The 20924-nt window shown below is 50.8% G+C and carries 26 protein-coding genes; 19 read left to right on the top strand and 7 right to left on the bottom strand.

Annotated elements, in window-relative coordinates; translation table 11 throughout:
* The first annotated feature begins 32 nt into the window (after nt 1-32).
* The 5 genes from dusA to HND56_08660 all read left to right on the top strand — a co-directional run bounded on the left by dusA (nt 33) and on the right by HND56_08660 (nt 2971).
* Nucleotides 33-1082: a tRNA dihydrouridine(20/20a) synthase DusA gene (dusA, locus tag HND56_08640; protein QKK05748.1), complete on the top strand. Its 1050-nt coding sequence runs from the start codon at nt 33-35 to the stop codon at nt 1080-1082.
* Nucleotides 1083-1211: 129 nt separating this feature from the next.
* On the top strand, nt 1212-1796 hold the full coding sequence (locus tag HND56_08645; protein QKK05749.1) for a hypothetical protein: 585 nt from the start codon (nt 1212-1214) through the stop codon (nt 1794-1796).
* 4 nt (nt 1797-1800) lie between these two features.
* Entirely contained in the window at nt 1801-2328 is a 528-nt protein-coding gene (locus tag HND56_08650) for a hypothetical protein (GenBank protein QKK05750.1), read from the top strand.
* 89 nt (nt 2329-2417) lie between these two features.
* Complete coding sequence (locus HND56_08655; protein ID QKK05751.1) at nt 2418-2570, top strand: hypothetical protein; 153 nt, start codon at nt 2418-2420, stop codon at nt 2568-2570.
* A gap of 248 nt (nt 2571-2818) precedes the next feature.
* On the top strand, nt 2819-2971 hold the full coding sequence (locus HND56_08660) for a hypothetical protein (protein QKK05752.1): 153 nt from the start codon (nt 2819-2821) through the stop codon (nt 2969-2971).
* Between the two features lie 63 nt (nt 2972-3034).
* Here the strand turns inward: HND56_08660 and HND56_08665 are convergent, their stop codons facing one another.
* The gene (locus tag HND56_08665) at nt 3035-3235 is read right to left on the bottom strand and encodes a DUF1192 domain-containing protein (protein ID QKK05753.1); all 201 of its coding nucleotides are present in this window, start codon (nt 3233-3235) and stop codon (nt 3035-3037) included.
* Nucleotides 3236-3326: 91 nt separating this feature from the next.
* On the opposite strand from HND56_08665, the gene HND56_08670 reads away from it, so the two are divergent.
* The 8 genes from HND56_08670 to HND56_08705 all read left to right on the top strand — a co-directional run bounded on the left by HND56_08670 (nt 3327) and on the right by HND56_08705 (nt 9893).
* A complete protein-coding gene (locus tag HND56_08670; protein QKK06606.1) occupies nt 3327-4298 on the top strand; it encodes an NAD(P)H-quinone oxidoreductase in 972 nt (323 codons plus the stop codon).
* Nucleotides 4299-4429: 131 nt separating this feature from the next.
* Nucleotides 4430-5074: a GGDEF domain-containing protein gene (locus tag HND56_08675; protein QKK05754.1), complete on the top strand. Its 645-nt coding sequence runs from the start codon at nt 4430-4432 to the stop codon at nt 5072-5074.
* A 212-nt stretch (nt 5075-5286) separates the two neighbouring features.
* On the top strand, nt 5287-6027 hold the full coding sequence (locus HND56_08680) for a hypothetical protein (GenBank protein ID QKK05755.1): 741 nt from the start codon (nt 5287-5289) through the stop codon (nt 6025-6027).
* 33 nt (nt 6028-6060) lie between these two features.
* Nucleotides 6061-6816 (top strand): hypothetical protein, encoded by a 756-nt coding sequence (locus HND56_08685; GenBank protein ID QKK05756.1) that lies wholly within the window; start codon nt 6061-6063, stop codon nt 6814-6816.
* Nucleotides 6817-6843: 27 nt separating this feature from the next.
* A complete protein-coding gene (locus tag HND56_08690) occupies nt 6844-7599 on the top strand; it encodes a hypothetical protein (protein QKK05757.1) in 756 nt (251 codons plus the stop codon).
* 18 nt (nt 7600-7617) lie between these two features.
* Nucleotides 7618-8328, top strand: coding sequence for a hypothetical protein (locus HND56_08695; GenBank protein ID QKK05758.1), 711 nt, complete (start codon nt 7618-7620; stop codon nt 8326-8328).
* Between the two features lie 11 nt (nt 8329-8339).
* The gene (locus tag HND56_08700) at nt 8340-9077 is read left to right on the top strand and encodes a hypothetical protein (GenBank protein QKK05759.1); all 738 of its coding nucleotides are present in this window, start codon (nt 8340-8342) and stop codon (nt 9075-9077) included.
* Between the two features lie 21 nt (nt 9078-9098).
* On the top strand, nt 9099-9893 hold the full coding sequence (locus tag HND56_08705) for a hypothetical protein (protein ID QKK05760.1): 795 nt from the start codon (nt 9099-9101) through the stop codon (nt 9891-9893).
* 6 nt (nt 9894-9899) lie between these two features.
* On the opposite strand, the gene HND56_08710 is transcribed toward HND56_08705, so the two are convergent.
* From HND56_08710 to HND56_08725, 4 genes are all read right to left on the bottom strand, one after another.
* Complete coding sequence (locus HND56_08710; GenBank protein QKK05761.1) at nt 9900-10109, bottom strand: hypothetical protein; 210 nt, start codon at nt 10107-10109, stop codon at nt 9900-9902.
* A complete protein-coding gene (gene aspS / locus HND56_08715; GenBank protein ID QKK05762.1) occupies nt 10109-11920 on the bottom strand; it encodes an aspartate--tRNA ligase in 1812 nt (603 codons plus the stop codon). Before aspS ends, HND56_08710 begins: the two co-directional genes overlap by 1 nt.
* 61 nt (nt 11921-11981) lie before the next feature.
* Entirely contained in the window at nt 11982-12653 is a 672-nt protein-coding gene (locus HND56_08720) for a uracil-DNA glycosylase (GenBank protein QKK05763.1), read from the bottom strand.
* A gap of 56 nt (nt 12654-12709) precedes the next feature.
* Complete coding sequence (locus HND56_08725) at nt 12710-13309, bottom strand: NYN domain-containing protein (GenBank protein ID QKK05764.1); 600 nt, start codon at nt 13307-13309, stop codon at nt 12710-12712.
* 468 nt (nt 13310-13777) lie between these two features.
* On the opposite strand from HND56_08725, the gene HND56_08730 reads away from it, so the two are divergent.
* The 5 genes from HND56_08730 (at nt 13778) to lepB (ending at nt 18631) form a co-directional block, all read left to right on the top strand.
* The gene (locus HND56_08730; GenBank protein QKK05765.1) at nt 13778-14191 is read left to right on the top strand and encodes a DNA-directed RNA polymerase subunit omega; all 414 of its coding nucleotides are present in this window, start codon (nt 13778-13780) and stop codon (nt 14189-14191) included.
* A 112-nt stretch (nt 14192-14303) separates the two neighbouring features.
* Nucleotides 14304-16475, top strand: a complete 2172-nt coding sequence (locus HND56_08735; GenBank protein QKK05766.1) for a bifunctional (p)ppGpp synthetase/guanosine-3',5'-bis(diphosphate) 3'-pyrophosphohydrolase — start codon at nt 14304-14306, stop codon at nt 16473-16475.
* Nucleotides 16476-16510: 35 nt separating this feature from the next.
* Nucleotides 16511-17146, top strand: coding sequence for a DUF2062 domain-containing protein (locus tag HND56_08740; GenBank protein ID QKK05767.1), 636 nt, complete (start codon nt 16511-16513; stop codon nt 17144-17146).
* A complete protein-coding gene (locus HND56_08745) occupies nt 17143-17556 on the top strand; it encodes a holo-ACP synthase (protein QKK05768.1) in 414 nt (137 codons plus the stop codon). Before HND56_08740 ends, HND56_08745 begins: the two co-directional genes overlap by 4 nt.
* 34 nt (nt 17557-17590) lie before the next feature.
* Nucleotides 17591-18631, top strand: coding sequence for a signal peptidase I (lepB, locus tag HND56_08750; protein QKK05769.1), 1041 nt, complete (start codon nt 17591-17593; stop codon nt 18629-18631).
* An 11-nt stretch (nt 18632-18642) separates the two neighbouring features.
* On the opposite strand, the gene HND56_08755 is transcribed toward lepB, so the two are convergent.
* Entirely contained in the window at nt 18643-19242 is a 600-nt protein-coding gene (locus tag HND56_08755; GenBank protein ID QKK05770.1) for a RecX family transcriptional regulator, read from the bottom strand.
* A gap of 105 nt (nt 19243-19347) precedes the next feature.
* Between HND56_08755 and HND56_08760 the strand changes: the two genes are divergently transcribed.
* Complete coding sequence (locus HND56_08760) at nt 19348-20322, top strand: molecular chaperone (protein QKK05771.1); 975 nt, start codon at nt 19348-19350, stop codon at nt 20320-20322.
* Between the two features lie 3 nt (nt 20323-20325).
* On the opposite strand, the gene HND56_08765 is transcribed toward HND56_08760, so the two are convergent.
* A complete protein-coding gene (locus HND56_08765) occupies nt 20326-20832 on the bottom strand; it encodes a helix-turn-helix transcriptional regulator (protein QKK05772.1) in 507 nt (168 codons plus the stop codon).
* Nucleotides 20833-20924 lie beyond the last annotated feature (92 nt).

Genomic DNA, 20924 nt, shown 5'->3' on the forward strand with positions numbered 1-20924 from the left:
TCCATGTTTTTCCTATATTAAACAGAACCATTATGGTGTTTCAACAAAAACAAATACCGCAAGGCAATCGCACGGGGGGCAAACAGCCTCTCGACCGGCGCATTGCCGTTGCCCCGATGATGGGCTGGACGGACCGGCATGACCGCTATTTCCTGCGTCTGATTTCCCCCCATGCATTATTATATACGGTGATGTTAACCTCCGGCGCTTTACTGCACGGCGATGCCGCGCGTTTTCTGCAATTTGACCCGGCGGAACATCCTGTTGCCCTGCAACTTGGCGGCAGCGACCCGCAGGAGCTGGCCAAAGCCGCAAAAATGGGCGAAGCCGCCGGTTATGACGAAATCAATCTTAATTGCGGCTGTCCCAGCGACCGTGTCCAGCGCGGTGCATTCGGCGCCTGCATGATGAAACAACCGGCTTTGGTCGCGGATTGCGTCGCCGCAATGCATGAGGCCGTTGATGTTCCCGTCACCGTCAAAACCCGTATCGGCGTCGATGAATATGACAGCTATGATTTTCTGTGTGATTTTATCGGCCAAATCTCGGAAAAAGGCGGCTGTGACGTCTTTATCATCCATGCCCGCAAAGCCTGGCTTAAAGGGCTGAACCCAAAACAAAACCGCACAGTACCGCCGCTGCGCTGGGATATCGTCCATCGTTTAAAGCAGGATTTCCCGCATCTGACAATCATTCTGAACGGCGGGATTGATAATCCGGATGATGTCCGTGAACAATTGCAACACAGTGACGGCGTGATGATCGGGCGCGAAGCCTATCAAAATCCTTATTTTCTGGCCACGCTGGAAGAAGGTGTTTTCGGCACGCCTGCCGAAACCCTGCGCAGCCGCCATGAAACCATCCGCGCCCTGCTGCCTTATATTGAAGACGAGCTGTCAAAAGGCGCGCAGCTTTATGATATAACCCGTCATATTCTCGGCCTTTTTCAAGGGCTGCCCGGCGCGAAGAAATGGCGCCGCATCCTGTCGGAAAAGGCTTTCCTCCCTTCCGCAGGACCGGAAGTCGTCCTTGAAGCCCTGTCCCATGTCGCTGAAATCGGCGACGAAAAAAGATATGCGTAAATTCTTCGCATTTTCAGGGTTTTCCTTTTGGTTTTTTTACTGCTATACTTTTGCTTGTCAAAGACGTCTTCTTGGAATGAAACTTAAACGATAATGGTCTGGAAGCAATTAGAAAAAGAGAACGTTTCCGTGGTATTGGACAGGCTTGGTACTGATCCGAACGCGATTGTGTTCTCAAAAGAATTCACGGAAATCGTCTGGGACGATCTTCCGTTCTATCCGCGTTTCGACCTTTACCGCCTTGTCAATTACGCGACAATGCCGTCTTTCAGCATGGAATATCTTAGTGACGGCAATGTTTTTATTCCGCTCGATGGCACAGCAAACCCGATTTATGCCATTAATGAAGAATCCCCGATTAAACTGACGGAAAAAAACGTCGTTGATTATCTGGAGTTTTTCTTTTCCCATGTGCGCGGCAGCGATGGCGATATCTATCTGATCAAAGACCCGGAAAAAATGCCGGGCATTGAGTCACTTGACCCCGCACAGCAAAAAAATGTTAAAAACAGCCATAAACCGCTGACAATCGAGGCCGGATCATTCCCCGGCCAATTCATTATACGCGGCACGCTGTTCTATAGCGGCTGCCTGATTTCGGCGACCGTTCGGGTTTCATCGGAAGGCAGACTGTCTTTCATTGAACGGGACCTTCTGCTCCGCGACATTGCATTCCCGCACAATGCCGTAAATTACTACTGGATGGGAGAATAAGAATATGTCGGCAAGCGACAACGATCCTTTCAAAAACCTTGATGAGATTCTTGCGCCGGACAGCACCCGCAGCTCCACGCCCGATCCGCAGATCATGATTGAGAAATCTCTGGAAGTTTTAAGCCAAAGCAGTATGTCTTTCCCGCTGGTCGAAATGATTACGGAACACAGCTTGAAAATACGCGTTATCACAACACCGCGTGAATTCAGCTATGTGCCCGAAACAAAAGATGTTTATGTCGGGATTACCGCCGTAAACCCCGCACAGCCCGCAAAGTTTATCCTGCTTCTGGCCGACGCGCTGCTGGAGGCAAAACTTGATATGGAAGGCTATTCACAGCCTGCCATTACCGAAACGCGCGAAAAATATGTGACTGAAACGGCAGAAAGAAAAGCCCGGAAAGTCGGGCATTTATGTGCCATCGCCTTTGATCTTGACCAAAAAGAGCAGTTTGCAGGTTACCGGTTTATTGACGAAATGCATAAACTGGGACATGATAAAGCTATGGATGTTTTCGTTTCGAGTCTTTAACGACTTGTTAACCGAATCAATCCTATAATGTGCTTACATAATCACATTATAATAAAAAGCCAACTGCCAAAGAGCAAAGGAGACGTACCATGAAATACTCACAATCGATCAAAGCGGTCGAAGACGTCATAAAACCTGCGATCATGCAAATTGCTGCAGATTACCACAGTGATGTGCGCAAAGCTCTTGGTGTGGCCCCGTCCCTCTCGGGACCGAGAACCGTTCACGGACTGACGCGTTAACAGGTTTTTAAGCACAGAGATAACAGATTTTTTGGAAGCCCGGTCATTTGACCGGGCTTTTCCTATAAAGACGCCTAATTATTTTCTTTAAAATCAACATTTTGAAGAAGAAAGAAAAATCTTAATCAATTTTCTTCGTATTTAACCGTTCTTTAACCATATTATTCATATAATAGTAAACATAAAATATAGCGATTAAGATTGAGCGCAACGATATTCAGAGTTTAAGGTGTGAAGGAGTAAGTCAAATGGGATATAAAGATCAACGCACGCAGGTTGAAAATGCCGTAAGACCGGGAATTGAAAAAAAGGCCGGTGCACATCACGATAATGCGCGCACAATTCTGGGCATCGCCAATCAGCGTTTCGAACGCCGCCCCGGTCAGCAACTGAAAAACTGACTTATCGCTTTTATCAAAGAATTCGCGGGCTGCGCATTTCATAATGCGCGCCCGTTTGTTTTATCAATCTCCCTTACCGCCAAAAACGGAATCCGCAAGCGCTTTTGAGGATTCCTTTTTCTTCATATCCGCTTCGGCGCGATTAATCTCAGCCTTGAGTTCCTCAATATATTCTTTCAACTCCCCCACCGACATTTTTTCCAGATTGCGCGGGAATTCGCTGCCCTCTTTCTTGCGTGGTGCCTCTTCCAGATCAAAAACCATGTTTCTTTCTCCGCATGTGTCATGTAGATTTGAGACAATCGTAAAACAACAGTGACGGGATTGCAAAATGGTTTCTGAGAACGGACAAAAAATGCAGGCAGTGGAATTCCTGAACCCGGGAGAAAACGCGGAAGCGCGCGTCACGCCGCAACCGGTTCCCGTACCGCAAACAGGCGAAGTTTTGATACGCGTGCATGCCGCCGGCATCAACCGTCCCGATCTCGCCCAGATGGCCGGACGCTATCCGCCGCCGCCGGGCGCGAGCACCATTCCCGGACTGGAAGTCGCAGGCGAGGTTGTCGCCGTCAACGGAGAGACGGCTGGCCTGTCTGAAGGCGATAAAGTCTGCGCCCTCGTCTCGGGCGGCGGCTATGCGGAATATTGTACGGCCCCTGCCCTGCAATGCCTGCCGCTGCCGGACGGTTATGACTTCATCCGTGCTGCAGCATTGCCGGAAAATTTCTTCACCGTCTGGGTTAATCTGTTTGAACACGGACGACTGCAAAAAGGCGAAAAACTGCTGGTACATGGCGGTTCTTCCGGCATCGGTACCGCTGCGGTGCAAATCGCCTCTGCCCTTGGTATCGACGTTGCCGTCACAGCAGGCAGCGACGAAAAATGCGCTGCCTGTCTGGAGCTGGGCGCAACAACCGCCATCAATTACAAAACAGATGATTTCGTTGAGGTACTCGGCGAAAACAGCATTGATGTCGTGCTGGATATGGTCGGCGGCGATTACGTGCCGCGGAATATAAAAATCCTGCGTGACCGCGGACGCCATGTCAGTATTGCCGGGCTACGCGGCTGGACAACGGAAATTTCCATTTTTGACATCATGCGCAAACGCCTTGTGCTGACAGGTTCAACCCTGCGCCCACGCAGCATTGCCGAGAAAAGTATTATTGCCAAAGCCTTACAGGAAAACGTCTGGCCGCTGCTTTCTACTGAAAAAATCGCGCCTGTTATTCACGCTGTTTACCCGCTGGACGATGTCAGCACCGCACTTTCCTTGCTGGAAAGCAGTGCGCATATCGGGAAAATCATTTTAAAAATAGATGCTTAGCTATAATTTATTGCCGCGCAGCATAAAATTGTGCTAGACTGTCCTTTAAGGCCCGAGGGGAAATGACGGCCTGACAATAGAACGGTCGGTATGTTTTAGTCATTTTGTTAAACGGCTTGAGGGATAAGGCCATGACGGATATGCTTGCACAGGATAACACCCAGCAACCTCCCAACCCACAGACAGCGGAAGCATGGTGGCGCACACAAAGCGCGACAATGTCGCTGTTAAAACACGCCTATAAGAAAATCGGCGATGCCGAGGCCGAGCTGGCACGCCGTGAAGAGCGTATCCAGACGCTGGAAAAAATGGCGCTGACCGATGAAATGACAGGGCTTTATAACCGCCGCGGCTTTATGGCCGAGTTTGAACGTGACATGAACCGTATGAAACGTCAGAACGAACAGGGCGGCTTGTTTGTTCTTTTCGATCTCAACAAATTCAAGGACATTAATGATACGCATGGCCATATCGCCGGCGATAAATGTCTGCAACTGGTTGGACGGACATTACTGAAGCTGATCAGAAACACTGATATGGCGGCCCGTTTCGGCGGCGATGAATTCGCCCTGTTTCTATCCAGCACCACGCCGGAACACGGCGCAGATAAGGCTGTTTTTGTCCGCGAAACACTCTGTTCCCTTGTGCAGCCGTGGAAAAATACGGATATTGCCGTTAAAACCGGTATGGGCACAGCCTATTGCCCTGTCGGCACGCCTTTTGAACAGGTTTATGAAGCCGCAGATAAAGCTTTATACGCCGATAAAGGCTGCTAAAAGCGACCCATCCCCTCTCTCTTCCTTGAAAAAATTTTCACCGGTCATGCAAAACGGTCATATGCCCTCTTCCTGCGGGCATTTATTTTGTATATCGAATTGACATATCACATAATATATTGTAATATCTCCCGATTGAAAAATACATATTTACGGCGAGTCTTGCGGCGTTTCTTCTTCGCAGACATCCGCGGTTTTTAAAGGGTGGTGATATGGGTATCAAAAAAATTATTACAAAACCTGCGCTTGGTTTTCACAAATTCTGGGATGAAGGCGTCCGCGTAACCGACGGAGTCGGCCCTTTCGTACTATCCGCCATCTTTGGCGTTGTTGCAGGATTTTCTTCCGGGCCGCTGCAGGATACGCTCCGTCCCATTGAAGACGTCCCTCTCGCCGGACAAGAACAGGCGTTGCAGCAATATGATGCCGTTCTCACAACGCTGGCAGAACAACATAATATGCTGACAGGACGCACACACAGCACACAGCCGGGCGCTTTATCCGAATTGCTGGGTGAAGCAACCGCCCCTTCCGAACAAACAGCCGATATAGATAATTTGCGCACGAGCTATAACAACCAGCTGGAAAAATTCATCACAGCCGTCGCGGTTGATGAACGTCTGAACGAAGCCGATATTCAAAATTTACTGACCCGTTTTGAAAGCGAGCACGGACAGATTAACGACGTCACAGAATTTGCAGCGCCGGATTATGATGATATCAGCGAATCCCGCGCCCTCACCGTCAGTATTCAGGATGAAAAAGAACGCGCCACGGCGGTCTTCAATAAAAGTAACGAGACCAATAGCAGCCTCGCGGGTGATCTCGGCAGCGGCGTCGGCGTTTTCCTCCTCCCCTGGCTTTTATATCTGGGCATCGGCGCAGGTCGCCGCCGTCTGGAAGACTGGGAAGCAGGTAAAAAAGCACCGCGAAAAAGCGGTTTTAACCATTAATCCGGCAAGACATGCGACAAGGACTTTAAAACGATGAGCATAAAACAAAAATTTGCAAAAACCCTCAAAGGCTATTCCTCAGGTTTTGGAGAGGTGGTTGGTGAAGGTCCTGAATTATTGCTGACCATGGGTATTCTCACCGGTATCCTCGGCGTCGGTATCGGTGGCTTTGGTGTCGGCGGCGTCATGGATGCCATGGACGATATTGATAATCGCCCGCAGATTGGTCAGGAAATCTCGATCCAGCAGCATCAGGCGGCACTGGCCAATCTGGCCGAACAGCGCAACGCACTCAATGAAATGGGCGGCTATACCCCCGCCGGTGTCAGCGCTTTGCAAAATCTCATCGACATTCCCGAAGATGCGCAGCAAAACCGCGCGACAATGGAACAGCAAAATCAAACATACCGTTCCCTGTTGAATGACTTTGTGACCTCCGTCCATCTCGATACGCGCCTGAATGAAGCCGATGTCAAAAGCCTTGCCGAACAGTTTGAAGCCACACATGGGCAGATTGAAGATGTCACCTCATTTGAACATGGCATTGATTACGCGGATATCATGGAATCACGCGCACGCACCGATGGCAGCACATACGGAACGGAGCTGAAAAAAGCACAAGCCGTCAATGATATGGCGGACGGTTTCAGCGCAAATAACTTCAGCACAGGCGGCGCATTGGGACTTTTCCTGTTTCCGTGGTTGCTTGCCATTGCGGGCGGGCTTGCCCATAAACCGCTTGACCGCTGGTCGAAAGAACAGCCGGTAAAAAAGGGATTTAATCACTAATATTGTATCAATTCGGGAGCCGCCCTCATGGGTCTTAAAAAATCATTCGCCAAAAAAGCCAACAGCTATCAGCGCAGCATGAAAAATTACCTGAGCGAAGCAGATATTCTCTTCGTGATCCCTCCCGCCATTCTCGGCGCGGCGCTCGGTTTTGGCAGCTCCTTCGCAATTGATACCCTAAAGCCTCTTGATAACCAGCCGCATATGGGGCAGGAAATCGCCGTACAGCAACATCAGGCCGCCTTGACGCAGCTTGAGCAGCAACATAAAGCCTTGCAGGATGCACAAAGCGCCGCCCATTTTACGCCACAGTCGCTGGGAGAAATCATCCCGCTCACGGAAGAAGATCAAAGCAATAAAGGCAGTGCGATTGAAATACAAAAACAATATGAAAGCATGCTGGATGCCTTCGTCACATCGGTACATGTGGATAAACGCCTGAATGAAGCCGATGCCAAAAGCCTGATGGAAGCTTTTGAAACCACGCATGGTGACATTGAAGAAGTGACCTCTTTCAAAGCCGGACTGGATTACAACGATCTGGACGAAGCACGCGCATGGGCGGGGGAGCCTTCTGAAGGTGTCAGCGAAAAAGAACTGGCGCAAAGCATCAATAAATATGCAGACCAGACTCATGAGCAGGGCACGTCTCTGATGATCGGCGGCGGCGCAGCGGTACTGCCGTTTCTGATCTCCATCCTGTTTGCCATGATGGGCGGCCCTTTGCGCCGCTGGGAAACGGAAACGCCAAAACCGACAAAGCCGGGTAAATACACGCATTAACCGAAAGATTTTGAAGAGATGACTATCAAACAAAATTTTGCAAAAAAAGCGCTCCGTTATGATGACGCACTGCATAACCCTTATAATGGCAAGACAGACAGGATGATCTCGCTCTTGATTGCAGGTGCATTCGGCTTGATAGGCGGCACCATTGCGACAGAAATGCAAAGCATGGATGACAGCATCAAACCCCATGCCGAAATTGCCATGACGGAATATACGGCGGCACTTGATGCACTCTCCGCCGCAAAAGGCGACTACAAGCCCGGTACACCGTCCCCTTTACAGGATTTGATCGGTAACAGTGAAGACGCCAACCGTCACCTACAAAACATCTCCGGTCAAAATCTGGAAACGCTTAGTAAAAAATTCGGCACCGCTTTGATCATCGATGAACGTCTGAATGAGCAGCAGGCACATGAACTTGCAGCAGCCTTCGAAAACCGCATTGGTGATTTTGAACGCTTCACAGGCTATGACCCCGATTTTTCCGATCTGGATGAGGCACGCAAGGTTGTAAAACAACACGCGACAATAGAAGCAACCGCGCTTGCGATTGATGAAAGCAGTCGCAAAGATTTACTGCGGAAAGATGTATTTTTTGGCGGCGGTGCCATCGGCATTCTGCTGGGCGCTTTTATGATGGCAGGCATTGCCACAAACCGCCGCCGGCTGGAAAGCTGGGCATCGGAAAAACCCTATAAAAAACAACCGCAATTCAAACATTAAGGTTTAAGAATATGAGTACGGAAAACAAACAGAAAAAACCGAATATCTTCGATGACCGCACTGTCGGCGAATACTTCACTGGAGAGAATCTGTTCTTTGGTGCTTTGTTCAGCGGTGTGATCGGTGTGTTTGGCGCGCTGGGCGGTATGGCTATCGATGAAAACCTCCCCCTCAGCGATGATGAACGACCCGGACAAATGCAGGCATTGGAACAATATAATGTCATGCTGACCGATCTGACAGCACAATATAACACGCTGCGGGAATTGCAGAATGACGGCTCAGGCATGCCCGCCACACTGAAAAACTATCAGGCCGCCAATACAGACAACCCGCTCAGTGAGCAGGAAATATCGACAAAACGTGACGCTTTTAACGCACTGGCACAATCTTTTGCGGTATCCACAACTATTGATGCACGCCTCAGCGAAGATGACACCCGCGATCTGGCCGAAGCTTTCGAAAAACGCGTTGGCAACTACAAAAGCCTGACAGGCCTTGCGAAACCTGACTTCGGTGATTTAGATCATTACCGCCCCGCATCATTAGCCGGTGTCAGTGACGAAACAAGACTGGCACAAGCAGTTGTCACAAACACGCGCAAAAACGTCGGATCTGTGACGATGGGCTATACCGGATTAGGCGGTCTTATGCTGTGGCCGCTGCTGCTGCTCGGCTTTATCGGCAAGGAATTTGTCACGGCCGAAAAAGGTCTCAATCTGCGCCGTCACTCAAAACTGCGGCACTAATTATTAATCAAGGTGAAAAAGATGGATCACGACACAGAGAGCAACGGCAAAAACCTTTTTGATAACAGGAAAATGAGTACCGGCGACAAAGTCGGTGCCTTAACTCTGATGACCGGCATTCTCAGCGGCGGGCTGTTCCTGATCGGTAGCGGCGCGGGGCTGATGATTGACGAGCTCGCCGTCCCGCCGAGCAATGACAACCGCGCAGGGCAGGAAATCGCCTTGCAGCAATATGACCGTATGTTCAATGTTCTGGCCGAACAGCGTCAAATCCTTGACCAGAAGAATATGGAGTTCGCCTCCCTCGCCGCCATCGATCAAACGCCGGATATGTTGCAGGATGTTGTCGGATTGAGTGATGAAGAAAAAGAACTCTACGGCGATGTCACACTCGCCAAACAGGAAATCGGGCAGGCCGAAGACCAGCTGCACAATCTGGCGGAAAAATTTGCCTATAGTGCGGTTGTTGATGAACGCCTGAATGAAAGCAATGTCCGCGACTTGTTCAACCGTTTTGAAAAAGATATCGGCACAATGGAAAGCGTTGCAGGGATTGAAGCGCCCGATTACGCCGATCTGGATCAAAGCCGCGCACGGATCGGGGCAAACGCCGATGACTATAAGGGCAACACCGCCGGCAAAGCACGCGCCATCAGCGATGACAGCAATACCATTAATGGCGATATTGCAACCGACATCGCCGGCCCACTGGGCGGCCTGCTGGGGATTGCCTTTATACTGTGGTTGGTCGGCGGGGAATATGCGGGGTCAAATTACCGCAAACGCGGGCGTAAACCGCAAAAATTCAATCACTGATAAAAATTAAAGCTCATTCATCGGCTTGCGCAGCACACTGCCGGCTGTCATGCCGAATCTTTGCTGAACGCCCTCAATCCACAATCCGGTAAACACGCCTTTTGGCGCGGCATAGCGCCATTTACAGCGAAAAGCCAGTAAAACGGCAGGTGTCACCGCAATCTGCGGTGACTGTTTACGCCTCGTTCGGCGCATTTTCGTCTTTCTGTTCGCCATCAGGCGGTCGCCTTCACTTTCGGTTTGGGCAGATCAAGCTTGATATGAATTTCTTTCAGCTGCGGCTCCGTTGCGGTCGCAGGAGCGCCCATCAACAGATCTTCCGCCTGCTGGTTCATCGGGAAGGCGATAACCTCGCGGATATTCGGCTCATCCGCCAGCAGCATCACAATACGGTCTACACCCGGGGCAAGGCCACCATGCGGCGGTGCGCCGAATTTCAAAGCAGACAGCATCCCGCCAAAGCGTTCTTCCAGCGCGGCCTTGTCGTATCCGGCAATCGCAAAAGCTTTTTCCATGATATCGGGGCGGTGGTTCCGGATGGCACCGGATGACAATTCAATGCCGTTACAGACGATGTCATACTGATAAGCTTTGACCTGTAACGGATCCCCGCCTTCCAACGCATCCAGCCCACCCTGCGGCATCGAGAACGGGTTATGGCTGAATTCGATTTTGTTGGTTTTATCGTCAAATTCAAACATCGGGTAATCGACAATCCAGCAGAATTTGAAGCAGTTTTCTTCAATAATCTCCATATCCTGCCCGATCTTCGTACGTGCCAGACCGGCCATATGTGCGGCTTTTGCTTCCTTGTCACAGACAAAGAAAATCGCATCACCGTCTTCCATACCGGCCAATTCGCGCAGAGCGGTCTGTGCGGCTTCGGGAACGAATTTTGCAATCGGCCCTTTTCCTTCATTGCCGTCAAACAGAATATAGCCAAGGCCGACTGCACCTTCGCCGCGCGCCCAGTCATTCAGCTTGTCAAAAAAGCTACGCGGACGATCGGAGACTTTCGGCGCACGAATGGCGCGGACAACCCCGCCCTTTTCAATCACGCCTTTAAAGGCACGGAATTCGACATCATCACGGGCAAAAATTTCCGTGACATCAATAATCACCAACGGGTTGCGCAAATCAGGTTTGTCATTGCCGTATTTCAGCATCGACTCGTCATAAGGAATGCGCGGGAACGGGTAAGGCGTCACGCTGCGCTTCGTACCTGTGAAATCGGCAAAGTCTTCAAACACGCCGTGCAGGACGGGTTCAATCGCGTTGAACACATCTTCCTGCGTCACGTAAGACATCTCCATATCCAGCTGATAAAATTCGCCGGGGCTACGGTCAGCACGGCTGTCTTCATCACGGAAACAAGGCGCAATCTGGAAGTAACGGTCAAAACCGGAGACCATCAACATCTGTTTGAATTGCTGCGGTGCCTGTGGCAAGGCATAGAATTTTCCCGGATGCAGACGGGACGGCACCAGAAAGTCGCGGGCACCCTCGGGCGAGCTTGCCGTCAGAATCGGGGTTTGAAATTCTTTAAAACCTTGCGCCCACATGCGCTCGCGCAGGGAACGGATCACCTCACAACGCAGCGCGATATTGCGCTGCATCGGCTCGCGGCGCAGATCCAGAAAACGGTAACGCAGGCGTACTTCCTCGCCATAGGGCTCATCGCTGTTGACCTGCAACGGCAGCTGCTCGGGCTCGGATTGTACGGTCGTTTCCTCGATCTTGACTTCGATTTTACCTGTCGGCAACCGGTCATTCACCGTTTCAGCCGTCCGCGCAACAACCGTACCCGTAATCGTCAAGACGGTTTCAAGGCGCAGATGCTCCACCGATTTGAAAACATCATTGTCCATATTGACAACACATTGCGTAATACCGTAATGGTCGCGCAGATCAATAAACAGCAAACCGCCGTGATCGCGTTTTCTGTGAATCCAGCCTGACAGCCTGACTTTTTCGCCCTGATGGCTGTCGCGGAGCTCACCGCAATGATGTGTCCGGAATTCGTGCATGTCATCCACCCTTAATTTTTATTAAACCGAATTTGATTTATGGCATAAGAACCGCCAGAATTCAAAGCTTTTCTGCACTCAGCAGCTCTTTTACCTTGCGGAAAATATCGTCAAACATCTCTTCCGTCAGCCGCCCCGTATTCACGTTGTAGCGGGAGCAGTGATAACTGTCGAGCAAGAGCGGTCCGCCCGGCAATTCATGCAAAGCGCCATGTCCGAATTTATATGCGCTCTGTTTCAGTCCGAGAATGCGCAAAAAGCTGTTATGGGCAATACCGCCCAGCGCCACCACCAGCTTCAAACGCGGCATGTCGGCGATTTCCTGCTGCAAAAAACTGCCGCAGGTTTTAATCTCCTCCCCTTCGGGCTTGTTCTGCGGCGGCACGCAGCGTACGGCATTGGTAATGCGGCAATCTTTCAGCACAATACCATCGTCTTTTTCCCGCTTATACACACCTGCGGCGAAGCCGAATTTTAATAAAGCGGCGTAAAGCGTATCGCCGGCATAATCGCCGGTAAAAGGACGTCCGGAAAAATTCGCACCTTTCAACCCCGGTGCCAGACCGACAATCAGCAAGGATGGATTATCCGCGCCAAAGGACGGCACAGGGGCATTGAATTTATCGGGAAACTGGCGCAGATTATCGGCGCGGAATGCGGCAAGCCGCGGACATAATCCGCAATCTTGTGCGACATAGTGGTGGAATTGTTGCTGTGCTGCGGCTGCGGACACGATTCTCTCCTGTTTTTACGGCTTTCGCAAACAGGATGCTGCCGCTCCTGAAATCGTCAGGCGGGAAGCGGCTGTGTATCCTGTGCGTCTTCAGAATAGAGAATTTTATCTTCCGCATCAATATAGTCACCGATCAAAGCCGGGATATCGGCAAGATCAATAAACTGGTCAGCCTGACGGCGCAATTCATCCGATGCCATGGACGGCGATGTCTGGATGGTACTGACCACCGTTACCCGTACGCCCTTGCGCTGAACAAATTTTACCAAACGGCGGAAGTCGCCGTCACCGGAGAACAGCACGACATGGTCAACATTCTCGGCCAGCTCGATCATATCCAGTGCCAGCTCAATATCGATATTGGTTTTGACTTTACGGCGGCCGTTCTGGTCAACAAATTCCTTCACGGGCTTTGTGACCATCGTATAACCGTTGTAATCCAGCCAATCGACCAGCGGACGGATCGGTGAATATTCCTGATCATCAAACATCGCCGTGTAATAAAAGGCGCGCACCAGACGCGATTCTTCTTTAAACCAGGACAGCAAAAGTTTGTAATCAATGTCAAATCCGAGCGCGCGCGTTGCGGCATAAAGATTCGCACCATCAATAAAAACCGCCACTTTCTCTTCGATATAAAAGGGATTTTTTGTCAATCTTCTTCTCCAGTTTTCTTATTTTTCTTGTTGTTCTTATTTCTTTTTTTTGCGTACAGAGATACTTTCCGGCAACGTCGAGCCGTAGATTTCACCTTTTCTCGTCAAGTTGTTAATCCCTCCCCAGGGCGGCAGTAATACCGGGGTGTTCGTCCATTAAAACAACCGGGCATTACTACGCGTATTTTGTGGAATTTCCGTGCCGTCTCCGACAATCACAGCCACTCTACAACTTTTACAACGCATCCGATTTGTATGCATTTCATTGACATTTGTCAAGATTATTTATGCTTATATTTTATCACATGAAATGCAAATAAAACCTTCGGCGGATGACTGAGAGAAAAAGCTGCGAATAAACACTTGCATCGGCACGGAAAATCGTATAGTTTCTGCACGCGAGAGGCTTTCCGCAAGGCCAGCCGCCGCAAGGATTTTAAAGACGACATTTAACAGAGGTTATGAAGAATGGCACGCGTTACCGTAGAAGACTGCATTTTAAAAGTTCCGAACCGTTTTGAGCTGGTTCTGCTCTCTTCGCAGCGCGCCCGCGAAATCGGCTCCGGCGCTGCACTGACAATCGATCGCGACAATGATAAAAACCCGGTCGTCGCATTGCGCGAGATTGCCGACGAAACTGTCGAGCTGCCCGAGCTGAAAGAAAGCATGATCAAAGGCCACCAGAAAGTCATCGAAGTCGAAGAAGACGAAGAAGATGTGATCGACCTGATGGAAGGCGAAATGAACGATATGGAGATGATCGCCGATGAAGAGGCGCTGGAAACAAGCGGCATGCACGAAGATACAGGCGAAGCCGTTGAAGATCTTGACGCCGAAACGGCAGATGCCGATACAGAGGCCGGCACGGATGAAGAAGAATAAAATCTTTTAAAATCCGATTTTCTTTTCAAAAAGCACCCGCCTAAGGCTATAATGTCCGGCGGGTGTTTTGCATTCCGGAAAAACAAAAAACTGAAAGAGACCGAGCGGCGGCATGATTCGTCAATACGAGCTTATCAATCGCGTAAAAGCCTATGATCCGGATATGGATGAAAATGCGCTGAACCGCGCTTATGTCTATGCAATGAAAATGCATGGCACGCAGACCCGCGCCTCCGGTGATCCTTATTTCTCGCACCCGCTGGAAGTTGCCGCCATTCTGACCGAACTCAAAATGGATACCGCCTCCGTCATCACGGCGCTGTTGCATGACACAGTCGAAGATACCGATGCCACAATCGAAGAAATCAGCAGCCTGTTCGGCGATGAAATCGGCAAGCTTGTCGATGGCGTCACAAAACTGAGCCAGATCGAGCTGCAGCGCCCTGAAGAAAAACAGGCCGAAAATTTCCGCAAACTGATCCTCGCGATGTCGGAGGATATTCGCGTCTTGCTGGTCAAGCTGGCCGACCGACTGCACAATATGCGCACTTTGCACCATATTTCCAAACCGGATAAACAGAAACGCATCGCACGCGAGACGCTGGAGATTTACGTGCCGCTGGCCGAGCGCATCGGTATCCATACATGGAAGGAAGAACTGGAAGATCTCGCCTTTACCTATCTGAATCCCGAAGCGCGCGAAAGTATCGCCAAACGCCTCGAGTTTCTGCGTTCAGAGGGGGAACAGGTCGTCGTCAAAATCATCGCAGAGCTGACAAAACAGTTGAAGGCCGCCAATATCGACGCCAAAATCACAGGGCGCGAAAAAACACCGCATTCCATCTGGCTGAAAATGCAGCGCAAGAATGTCTCCTTTGAGCAGCTCTCCGATATTATGGCCTTCCGCGTAATCGTGGATGATGTCTCCGCCTGTTATCATGTGCTGGGAATTATTCACGGGCTTTATCCCAGCGTACCGGGACGCTTTAAAGACTATATCTCCATTCCGAAAGCCAACGGCTATCACAGTCTGCACACCACCGTGATCGGGCCGGAAAACCAGCGTATTGAAATGCAGATCCGTACAGCGCAAATGCATGAAGAGGCCGAATTCGGCGTTGCCGCACACTGGGCTTATAAAAATACGGAAGGCAATGCCAAAAAAGGCGGCAAGCAATACCGCTGGCTGCGCGAATTGATGGATATTGTCGAACAGGCCGCGCGCCCCGAAGAATTTTTGCAACACACAAAACTGGAACTGTTTCAGGAGCAGGTCTATTGCTTTACCCCGCAAGGCGACCTGATTGAACTGCCCAAGGGCGCAACACCGGTTGACTTTGCCTATGCCGTTCACTCGCAAGTCGGCGATACCTGTGTCGGCGCAAAGGTCAACGGACGGATCGTGCCGCTGAACACGCAACTCCAAAACGGTGACCAGGTTGAAATCCGCACATCGGACAAACAGACCCCTTCCCCGAACTGGGAGCGCTTTGTCGTCACCGGAAAGGCGCATGCGCGCATCCGCCGCTTTGTCCGCATGCAGCAGGTCGAACAATATTCCAATCTCGGCAAAGCCATGCTGCAAAAAATCTGCCGGCAGGAAAACGTCGATTTTCAGGAGAAACCGTTCTCCTCCGTCGTGAAACAATTCAAGGCCGACTCAGTCGAGATGCTGTACACAGGTGTCGGCTCCGGCCATATCAACGGACGGGAGGTTTTCAAAGCCGCCTTCCCCGAACAGGCTGCCGCCAATTTAAAAAAGCTGAAACAGCCCAAGCTGGAAACATCAACAAAACCGAAAGCACAGAAAAAGCGTAAAGGCAAAGCCTCGCCGATGCCGATCAAGGGATTGATCCCCGGTATGGCACTGCATTTCGCACGCTGCTGTCACCCGCTGCCGGGCGATAAAATCGTCGGTATTGTTACCACAGGTAAAGGGGTGACCATCCACACTGTTGACTGCGAAAGTCTGGAATCCTTTGCCGACACACCGGAACGCTGGCTGGATGTTTCATGGGATGACGGCGAAGACACACCTGAAACCCATATCGGCCGCCTGTCGATTGTACTGGCCAATGAACCCGGAAGCCTCGGCACTCTCTCCACCGTGATCGGTCAAAAAAGCGCCAATATCACCAATTTAAAAATTATTAACCGGCAAACGGACTTCTGGGATATACTCGTCGACGTATTTGTCCATGATGCCGCACATCTGGAAGAAATTATCAAAGCGCTGCGGGCAACGCCCGAGATCGCCTCCGTCAAACGTACAAAAGGACGATAAATAGCGCCCGACAGACTTTAAGAAGATAAACCCGCATGTTTCAACGACGCAAAAAGAAATCATGGCTGTCAAAGTCCAGAGATGTTCTCTGGCCTAAAATGGGATGGGAACGTCTTGCCTCCTATTATCAACACCGTGTCGGACGGCTGCAGGGCACACCCTATATGATTGCTGCAGGCTTCGCCTCGGGTGCCGCCGTCTCTTTTACGCCGCTGATGGGCTTTCATTTCATCATTGCCATTGTGCTGGCCTTTGCCATCCGCGGCTCGCTGCTGGCGGCAATGTTCGGCACGGCTGTCGGCAATCCCTGGACATTTCCGCTGATCTGGTGGCTGATTTACAAGCTCGGCCATTTCATCATAGGAGAGAATCCCGCCCTGACCGGCAGCGGCGCCGGTCTTCCCCTGCATCAGATCCGCGATGCGCCCGCCGAATTTTTCTGGCCGGCTCTGGTCGGCTCCATCCCTTGCGCGATTATCGTCTGGTTTGTTGTCTTTTTTCCGTTGCGCCGTCTGGTAAAGGAATATCAGGCACGACGACGACGACGCCTTGCACGCCGTGCTGAAAAACGCGCCGCCAAAGCCGAAAAAGAAGCAGGGAAACTGGTTGCGGAAATCACACAGCATAAAAAAAACCGTCCCTCCGGAAGCAATAAAGGCGGCTCCGCATGATTATCGGCATCGGCACAGATATCATCCGCCTGTCCCGCATTGCGGAGGTCCATGACAAACAAGGACAGCGTTTTCTGGACCGCTGTTTTACCGCAGAAGAACAGGCACTGGCACAAAAGCGTCACGGCAAAGACGCACAAACCGCCTATTACGCAAAACGCTGGGCGGCCAAAGAAGCCTTGGCCAAGGCCTGCGGTACAGGGATCGGAGAAAGAGTCCGGTTTCAGGACATCAATATCAGTAATGACGCGGCAGGACGCCCGCATATCAGTGTCAGCGGCAGCACGGCGGATTACATCAAAACACTTTGTGAAGGCTGCCCGGCTGTGCTACATCTAAGTCTCAGCGACGAAAAAGATCTGGCGACTGCATTTGTCATCATTTCCGCCGGTCCGCCGCAAAATGGATGATGATTATGACGACAAGAAAGAACGGATAAGCACAATGCCGGAAACGAAAAAGAAACAAAAGACTGCCGCAGCCGCAAAAAAAACAACTGCGGCGAAAAAGAAAACCGCCCCGAAAAAGAAACCGGCAAAAGCAGCTAAAAAAACCGCCGCCAAAACGACGAAAAAGATTTTGCCGCCGCCGGTGACGGAGCAGGAATTGCGGGAGCGTGAAAAAGAAGCGCGCGCGGCAGAACTCGCCGCAGCCATTGAGGCGGATCAAGCCGTTCCGGAAGATGACGATACCGACGAGAAAGACGAACAGGAGATTAAAGAGGATTACGGCCTGCTTCCCGTTCTGGTCTTCGCCGCACTCATCGCCTTATGTTTCCGGATTTTTATTTTCCAGCCTTTCAATATTCCGTCGGGATCAATGTATCCGAACCTGCTGGTCGGTGACTATCTGTTTGTTTCCAAATATTCCTACGGTTACAGCCGCTATTCTTTCCCTGACTGGCTGTTTGTGGCCTTCAAAGGGCGCATTCTGGAGAAAGAACCGCAACGCGGCGATATTGTTGTTTTCCGCCAGCCTCACCAACTGAATGTCGATTATATCAAGCGTGTCATCGGTCTGCCCGGTGATAAAGTCCAGATGCGCGAAGGCCTGCTGTATATTAATGATGAAATCGTCCCGCGCGAATTCGTGGCCACCGAGGAACGCGGCGAAAACGGCTTGATCGATGTCTATTCCAAATATGAAGAAACGCTGCCGAACGGCGTCAAACATTACATCTACGAAAAGTCGGACTGGGAATTCTATGACGATACCAGAGAATATGAAGTCTCTGACGGTCACTATTTCGTCATGGGGGACAACCGTGACGGATCACTCGACAGCCGTGCAACCAACAAAGTCGGCCTCGTTCCCAAGGAAAACCTGATCGGTCAGGCGAAACTCCTCTTCTTCTCTACCGAGGGTGTCGGCAATGCCTGCCCGCTGGGCGACGGATTTTTCCGCTATCCCCGGAATTTGGGATGCCTGATATGGCACGGGCTGAAAAATATCCGTTACAGCCGGTTATTCCAGCGTCTCCATTAACGGCGATACAGCTAACGGATAAGATCGGCAATCTCTTCCGGCACATCATCCTGATCGAGAATGCTGCGCGCCGTGCCGTAGGAAAATCCGGCGCGCGCCAGACGCCCCAGATCTTTTTCACGGTAATCGGAACGGTCTGCCGCAGCGCGAAACGGGCCCAGCTTGCGCCGCCGCGCAAAACGCCATGCGGCAACATCTTCCGCATCTTCAACCGTCTCCGCATTCTCCAGAAGATTGCTATCCGTGGCCTTTAATGACTGCTGTGCCAATTCCGGATCGATGCCTTTTTCGTACATTTTCTGCAGAATCATCCGGGCCGATTTTCCTTTTGCGCGCAACGTGCGGGCAAGATTCAGCGCATAGCTTTCATCATTCAGAAATCCCGCCTGACAATATCTTTCGACCAGCGCATCAATCATTTCCTCCGCTTCTTCCAGCGGAGACTCGTGATATGCGCAGGAACGCTGTGCCCGCCGCATCAGCACCCGTTTCAAATTCACGGATGAGCTGGCATAACGGGCAAGGTAATAAGCCGCCACATTATCCAGATAACGCGGTGTGATTTTTTTCGGTTTTTTCTGTACCCTGCGGGGCTTTTTGTCTTCTTCCAAGTTCTTAAAATTCCTTGATTCTAGACCCGTTCCTTCATATAGTTCTTCATTCAGTAGAAATTTGCAAGGCAATGCAAAAACATAAAAAAATACGTAAGGCGGGCAATGGCCATCACGATCGGAAAAGGCGGAAAAGAGACCAGCGGCATCATTGATGATGACGTTGTCCAGCCTTTCAGTCTTGAATCAACCGGTTTGCGCGGACGTATGGTACGGCTGGGGCCATCCCTCAAGCAGATTATCGAGCTGCATGATTATCCCCTGCCCGTCTCCTATCTTCTCAGCGAAGCGGTCACGCTCAGCCTGCTGCTTGCCGCCATGCTGAAATATGACGGCATTTTTACACTGCAAATTCAGGCCGAGGGACCGATCCGCGCCATCATCACCGATGTGAACGCCAAAGGCCACATCCGCGCCTATGCCGCCTTTGACCCTGATGAAATTGCACAAATGGATCACACCAATCATCAGCAGGATCATAATTATTATCACTTGCTGGAAAGCGGCTACATGTCTTTCACCGTCGATCAGGGCGAAAATACCGAGCGTTATCAAGGAATTGTTAACCTGACAGGCAATAGCCTGATGGATGCGGTGCAGCATTATTTCGAGCAATCCGAGCAAATCAGAACCGCCATCCGCATGTCCATCCACCCGCAGGACGACCAGTGGCGTTCCGGTGCGGTCATGGTGCAGTACATCCCGGAAACACCGGAGCAAGAGGCGGATATTGACCGTCAAAGTGAGCGGCAGGAAGACTGGCAGCGTACGACAATCCTGATGCAGACCTGCCGTGACGAGGAATTGCTGGCACCCAATCTGCATTCAGCCGATGTTCTTTACCGCCTGTTCCATGAGGAAGGCGTACGCATCTATCCCCCCACCCCTATCAAACATGTCTGCCGCTGTTCACGCGAACGCGTCTCCAATGTTCTGCAAACCCTGTCCGCGGAAGAGCGGAAAGACGCACAGGATGAAAAAGGGGAAATCGATATTACCTGTGAATTCTGCGGGCGGCAGTATTTTTTCACCCGCAAGGATGTCGAAGCGCTGAATGAAGAAGCTGATCTGAAAAACTGATTATTACTTGTCGCTCTTGCGCGGGCGTCCGCGGCGTTCGACATAGCCGGTTTTATCACCGCCTGATTTCGCCATCGTCCGGATCATCTGCAAAAGCTGCTTACGCACATTTTCATCTTCAATGCTGTAATAAGCACGCACCAGCGTCATCGTCTCGCGCTTGACCATGATATTGTCTTCCGGCTCGAAAGCGGCCTGACCGTCAGAATCGGCCATCCCCTGCCGTGCAATTTCAGGGCGCGCACGACCGCGGCCTGTAAAACCGTCGATAAAATAATCAAAATCGACGTCCAGCACTTTGCAGAAATCAAATAACCGGCTAACGCTAATACGATTCGAGGCACGTTCATATTTCTGTACCTGCTGAAATGTCAGCCCAACGGCATCCGCCAGAGATTTTTGGCTCATACCCAGCAATAATCTGCGTGAACGAAGCTGCTGTCCAACATGTACGTCAACAGGATGTACGGGTTCACCTGCGGGTCGTCCTCTTGTTTTCCTTTTTGGCATGATCTTTATCTTTTTTAAATATTATCCAGAAAAATTATCTTAAATCTTCAGAGCTATTTTTATAGCATTGTTAATAAAGTAATGCAATCGTA

Source organism: Pseudomonadota bacterium, assembly GCA_013285465.1.
GTDB lineage: Bacteria > Pseudomonadota > Alphaproteobacteria > Micavibrionales > CSBR16-224 > CSBR16-224.

Bases quoted from the DNA above. Each gene is read 5' to 3' on its own strand.
- dusA (QKK05748.1), top strand. From the start codon at position 33: ATGGTGTTTCAACAAAAACAAATACCGCAAGGCAATCGCACGGGGGGC.
- HND56_08650 (QKK05750.1), top strand. From the start codon at position 1,801: ATGTCGGCAAGCGACAACGATCCTTTCAAAAACCTTGATGAGATTCTT.
- HND56_08655 (QKK05751.1), top strand. From the start codon at position 2,418: ATGAAATACTCACAATCGATCAAAGCGGTCGAAGACGTCATAAAACCT.
- HND56_08660 (QKK05752.1), top strand. From the start codon at position 2,819: ATGGGATATAAAGATCAACGCACGCAGGTTGAAAATGCCGTAAGACCG.
- HND56_08665 (QKK05753.1), bottom strand. From the start codon at position 3,235: ATGGTTTTTGATCTGGAAGAGGCACCACGCAAGAAAGAGGGCAGCGAA.
- HND56_08670 (QKK06606.1), top strand. From the start codon at position 3,327: ATGCAGGCAGTGGAATTCCTGAACCCGGGAGAAAACGCGGAAGCGCGC.
- HND56_08675 (QKK05754.1), top strand. From the start codon at position 4,430: ATGACGGATATGCTTGCACAGGATAACACCCAGCAACCTCCCAACCCA.
- HND56_08680 (QKK05755.1), top strand. From the start codon at position 5,287: ATGGGTATCAAAAAAATTATTACAAAACCTGCGCTTGGTTTTCACAAA.
- HND56_08685 (QKK05756.1), top strand. From the start codon at position 6,061: ATGAGCATAAAACAAAAATTTGCAAAAACCCTCAAAGGCTATTCCTCA.
- HND56_08690 (QKK05757.1), top strand. From the start codon at position 6,844: ATGGGTCTTAAAAAATCATTCGCCAAAAAAGCCAACAGCTATCAGCGC.
- HND56_08695 (QKK05758.1), top strand. From the start codon at position 7,618: ATGACTATCAAACAAAATTTTGCAAAAAAAGCGCTCCGTTATGATGAC.
- HND56_08700 (QKK05759.1), top strand. From the start codon at position 8,340: ATGAGTACGGAAAACAAACAGAAAAAACCGAATATCTTCGATGACCGC.
- HND56_08705 (QKK05760.1), top strand. From the start codon at position 9,099: ATGGATCACGACACAGAGAGCAACGGCAAAAACCTTTTTGATAACAGG.
- HND56_08710 (QKK05761.1), bottom strand. From the start codon at position 10,109: ATGGCGAACAGAAAGACGAAAATGCGCCGAACGAGGCGTAAACAGTCA.
- aspS (QKK05762.1), bottom strand. From the start codon at position 11,920: ATGCACGAATTCCGGACACATCATTGCGGTGAGCTCCGCGACAGCCAT.
- HND56_08730 (QKK05765.1), top strand. From the start codon at position 13,778: ATGGCACGCGTTACCGTAGAAGACTGCATTTTAAAAGTTCCGAACCGT.
- HND56_08735 (QKK05766.1), top strand. From the start codon at position 14,304: ATGATTCGTCAATACGAGCTTATCAATCGCGTAAAAGCCTATGATCCG.
- HND56_08740 (QKK05767.1), top strand. From the start codon at position 16,511: ATGTTTCAACGACGCAAAAAGAAATCATGGCTGTCAAAGTCCAGAGAT.
- HND56_08745 (QKK05768.1), top strand. From the start codon at position 17,143: ATGATTATCGGCATCGGCACAGATATCATCCGCCTGTCCCGCATTGCG.
- lepB (QKK05769.1), top strand. From the start codon at position 17,591: ATGCCGGAAACGAAAAAGAAACAAAAGACTGCCGCAGCCGCAAAAAAA.
- HND56_08760 (QKK05771.1), top strand. From the start codon at position 19,348: ATGGCCATCACGATCGGAAAAGGCGGAAAAGAGACCAGCGGCATCATT.
- HND56_08765 (QKK05772.1), bottom strand. From the start codon at position 20,832: ATGCCAAAAAGGAAAACAAGAGGACGACCCGCAGGTGAACCCGTACAT.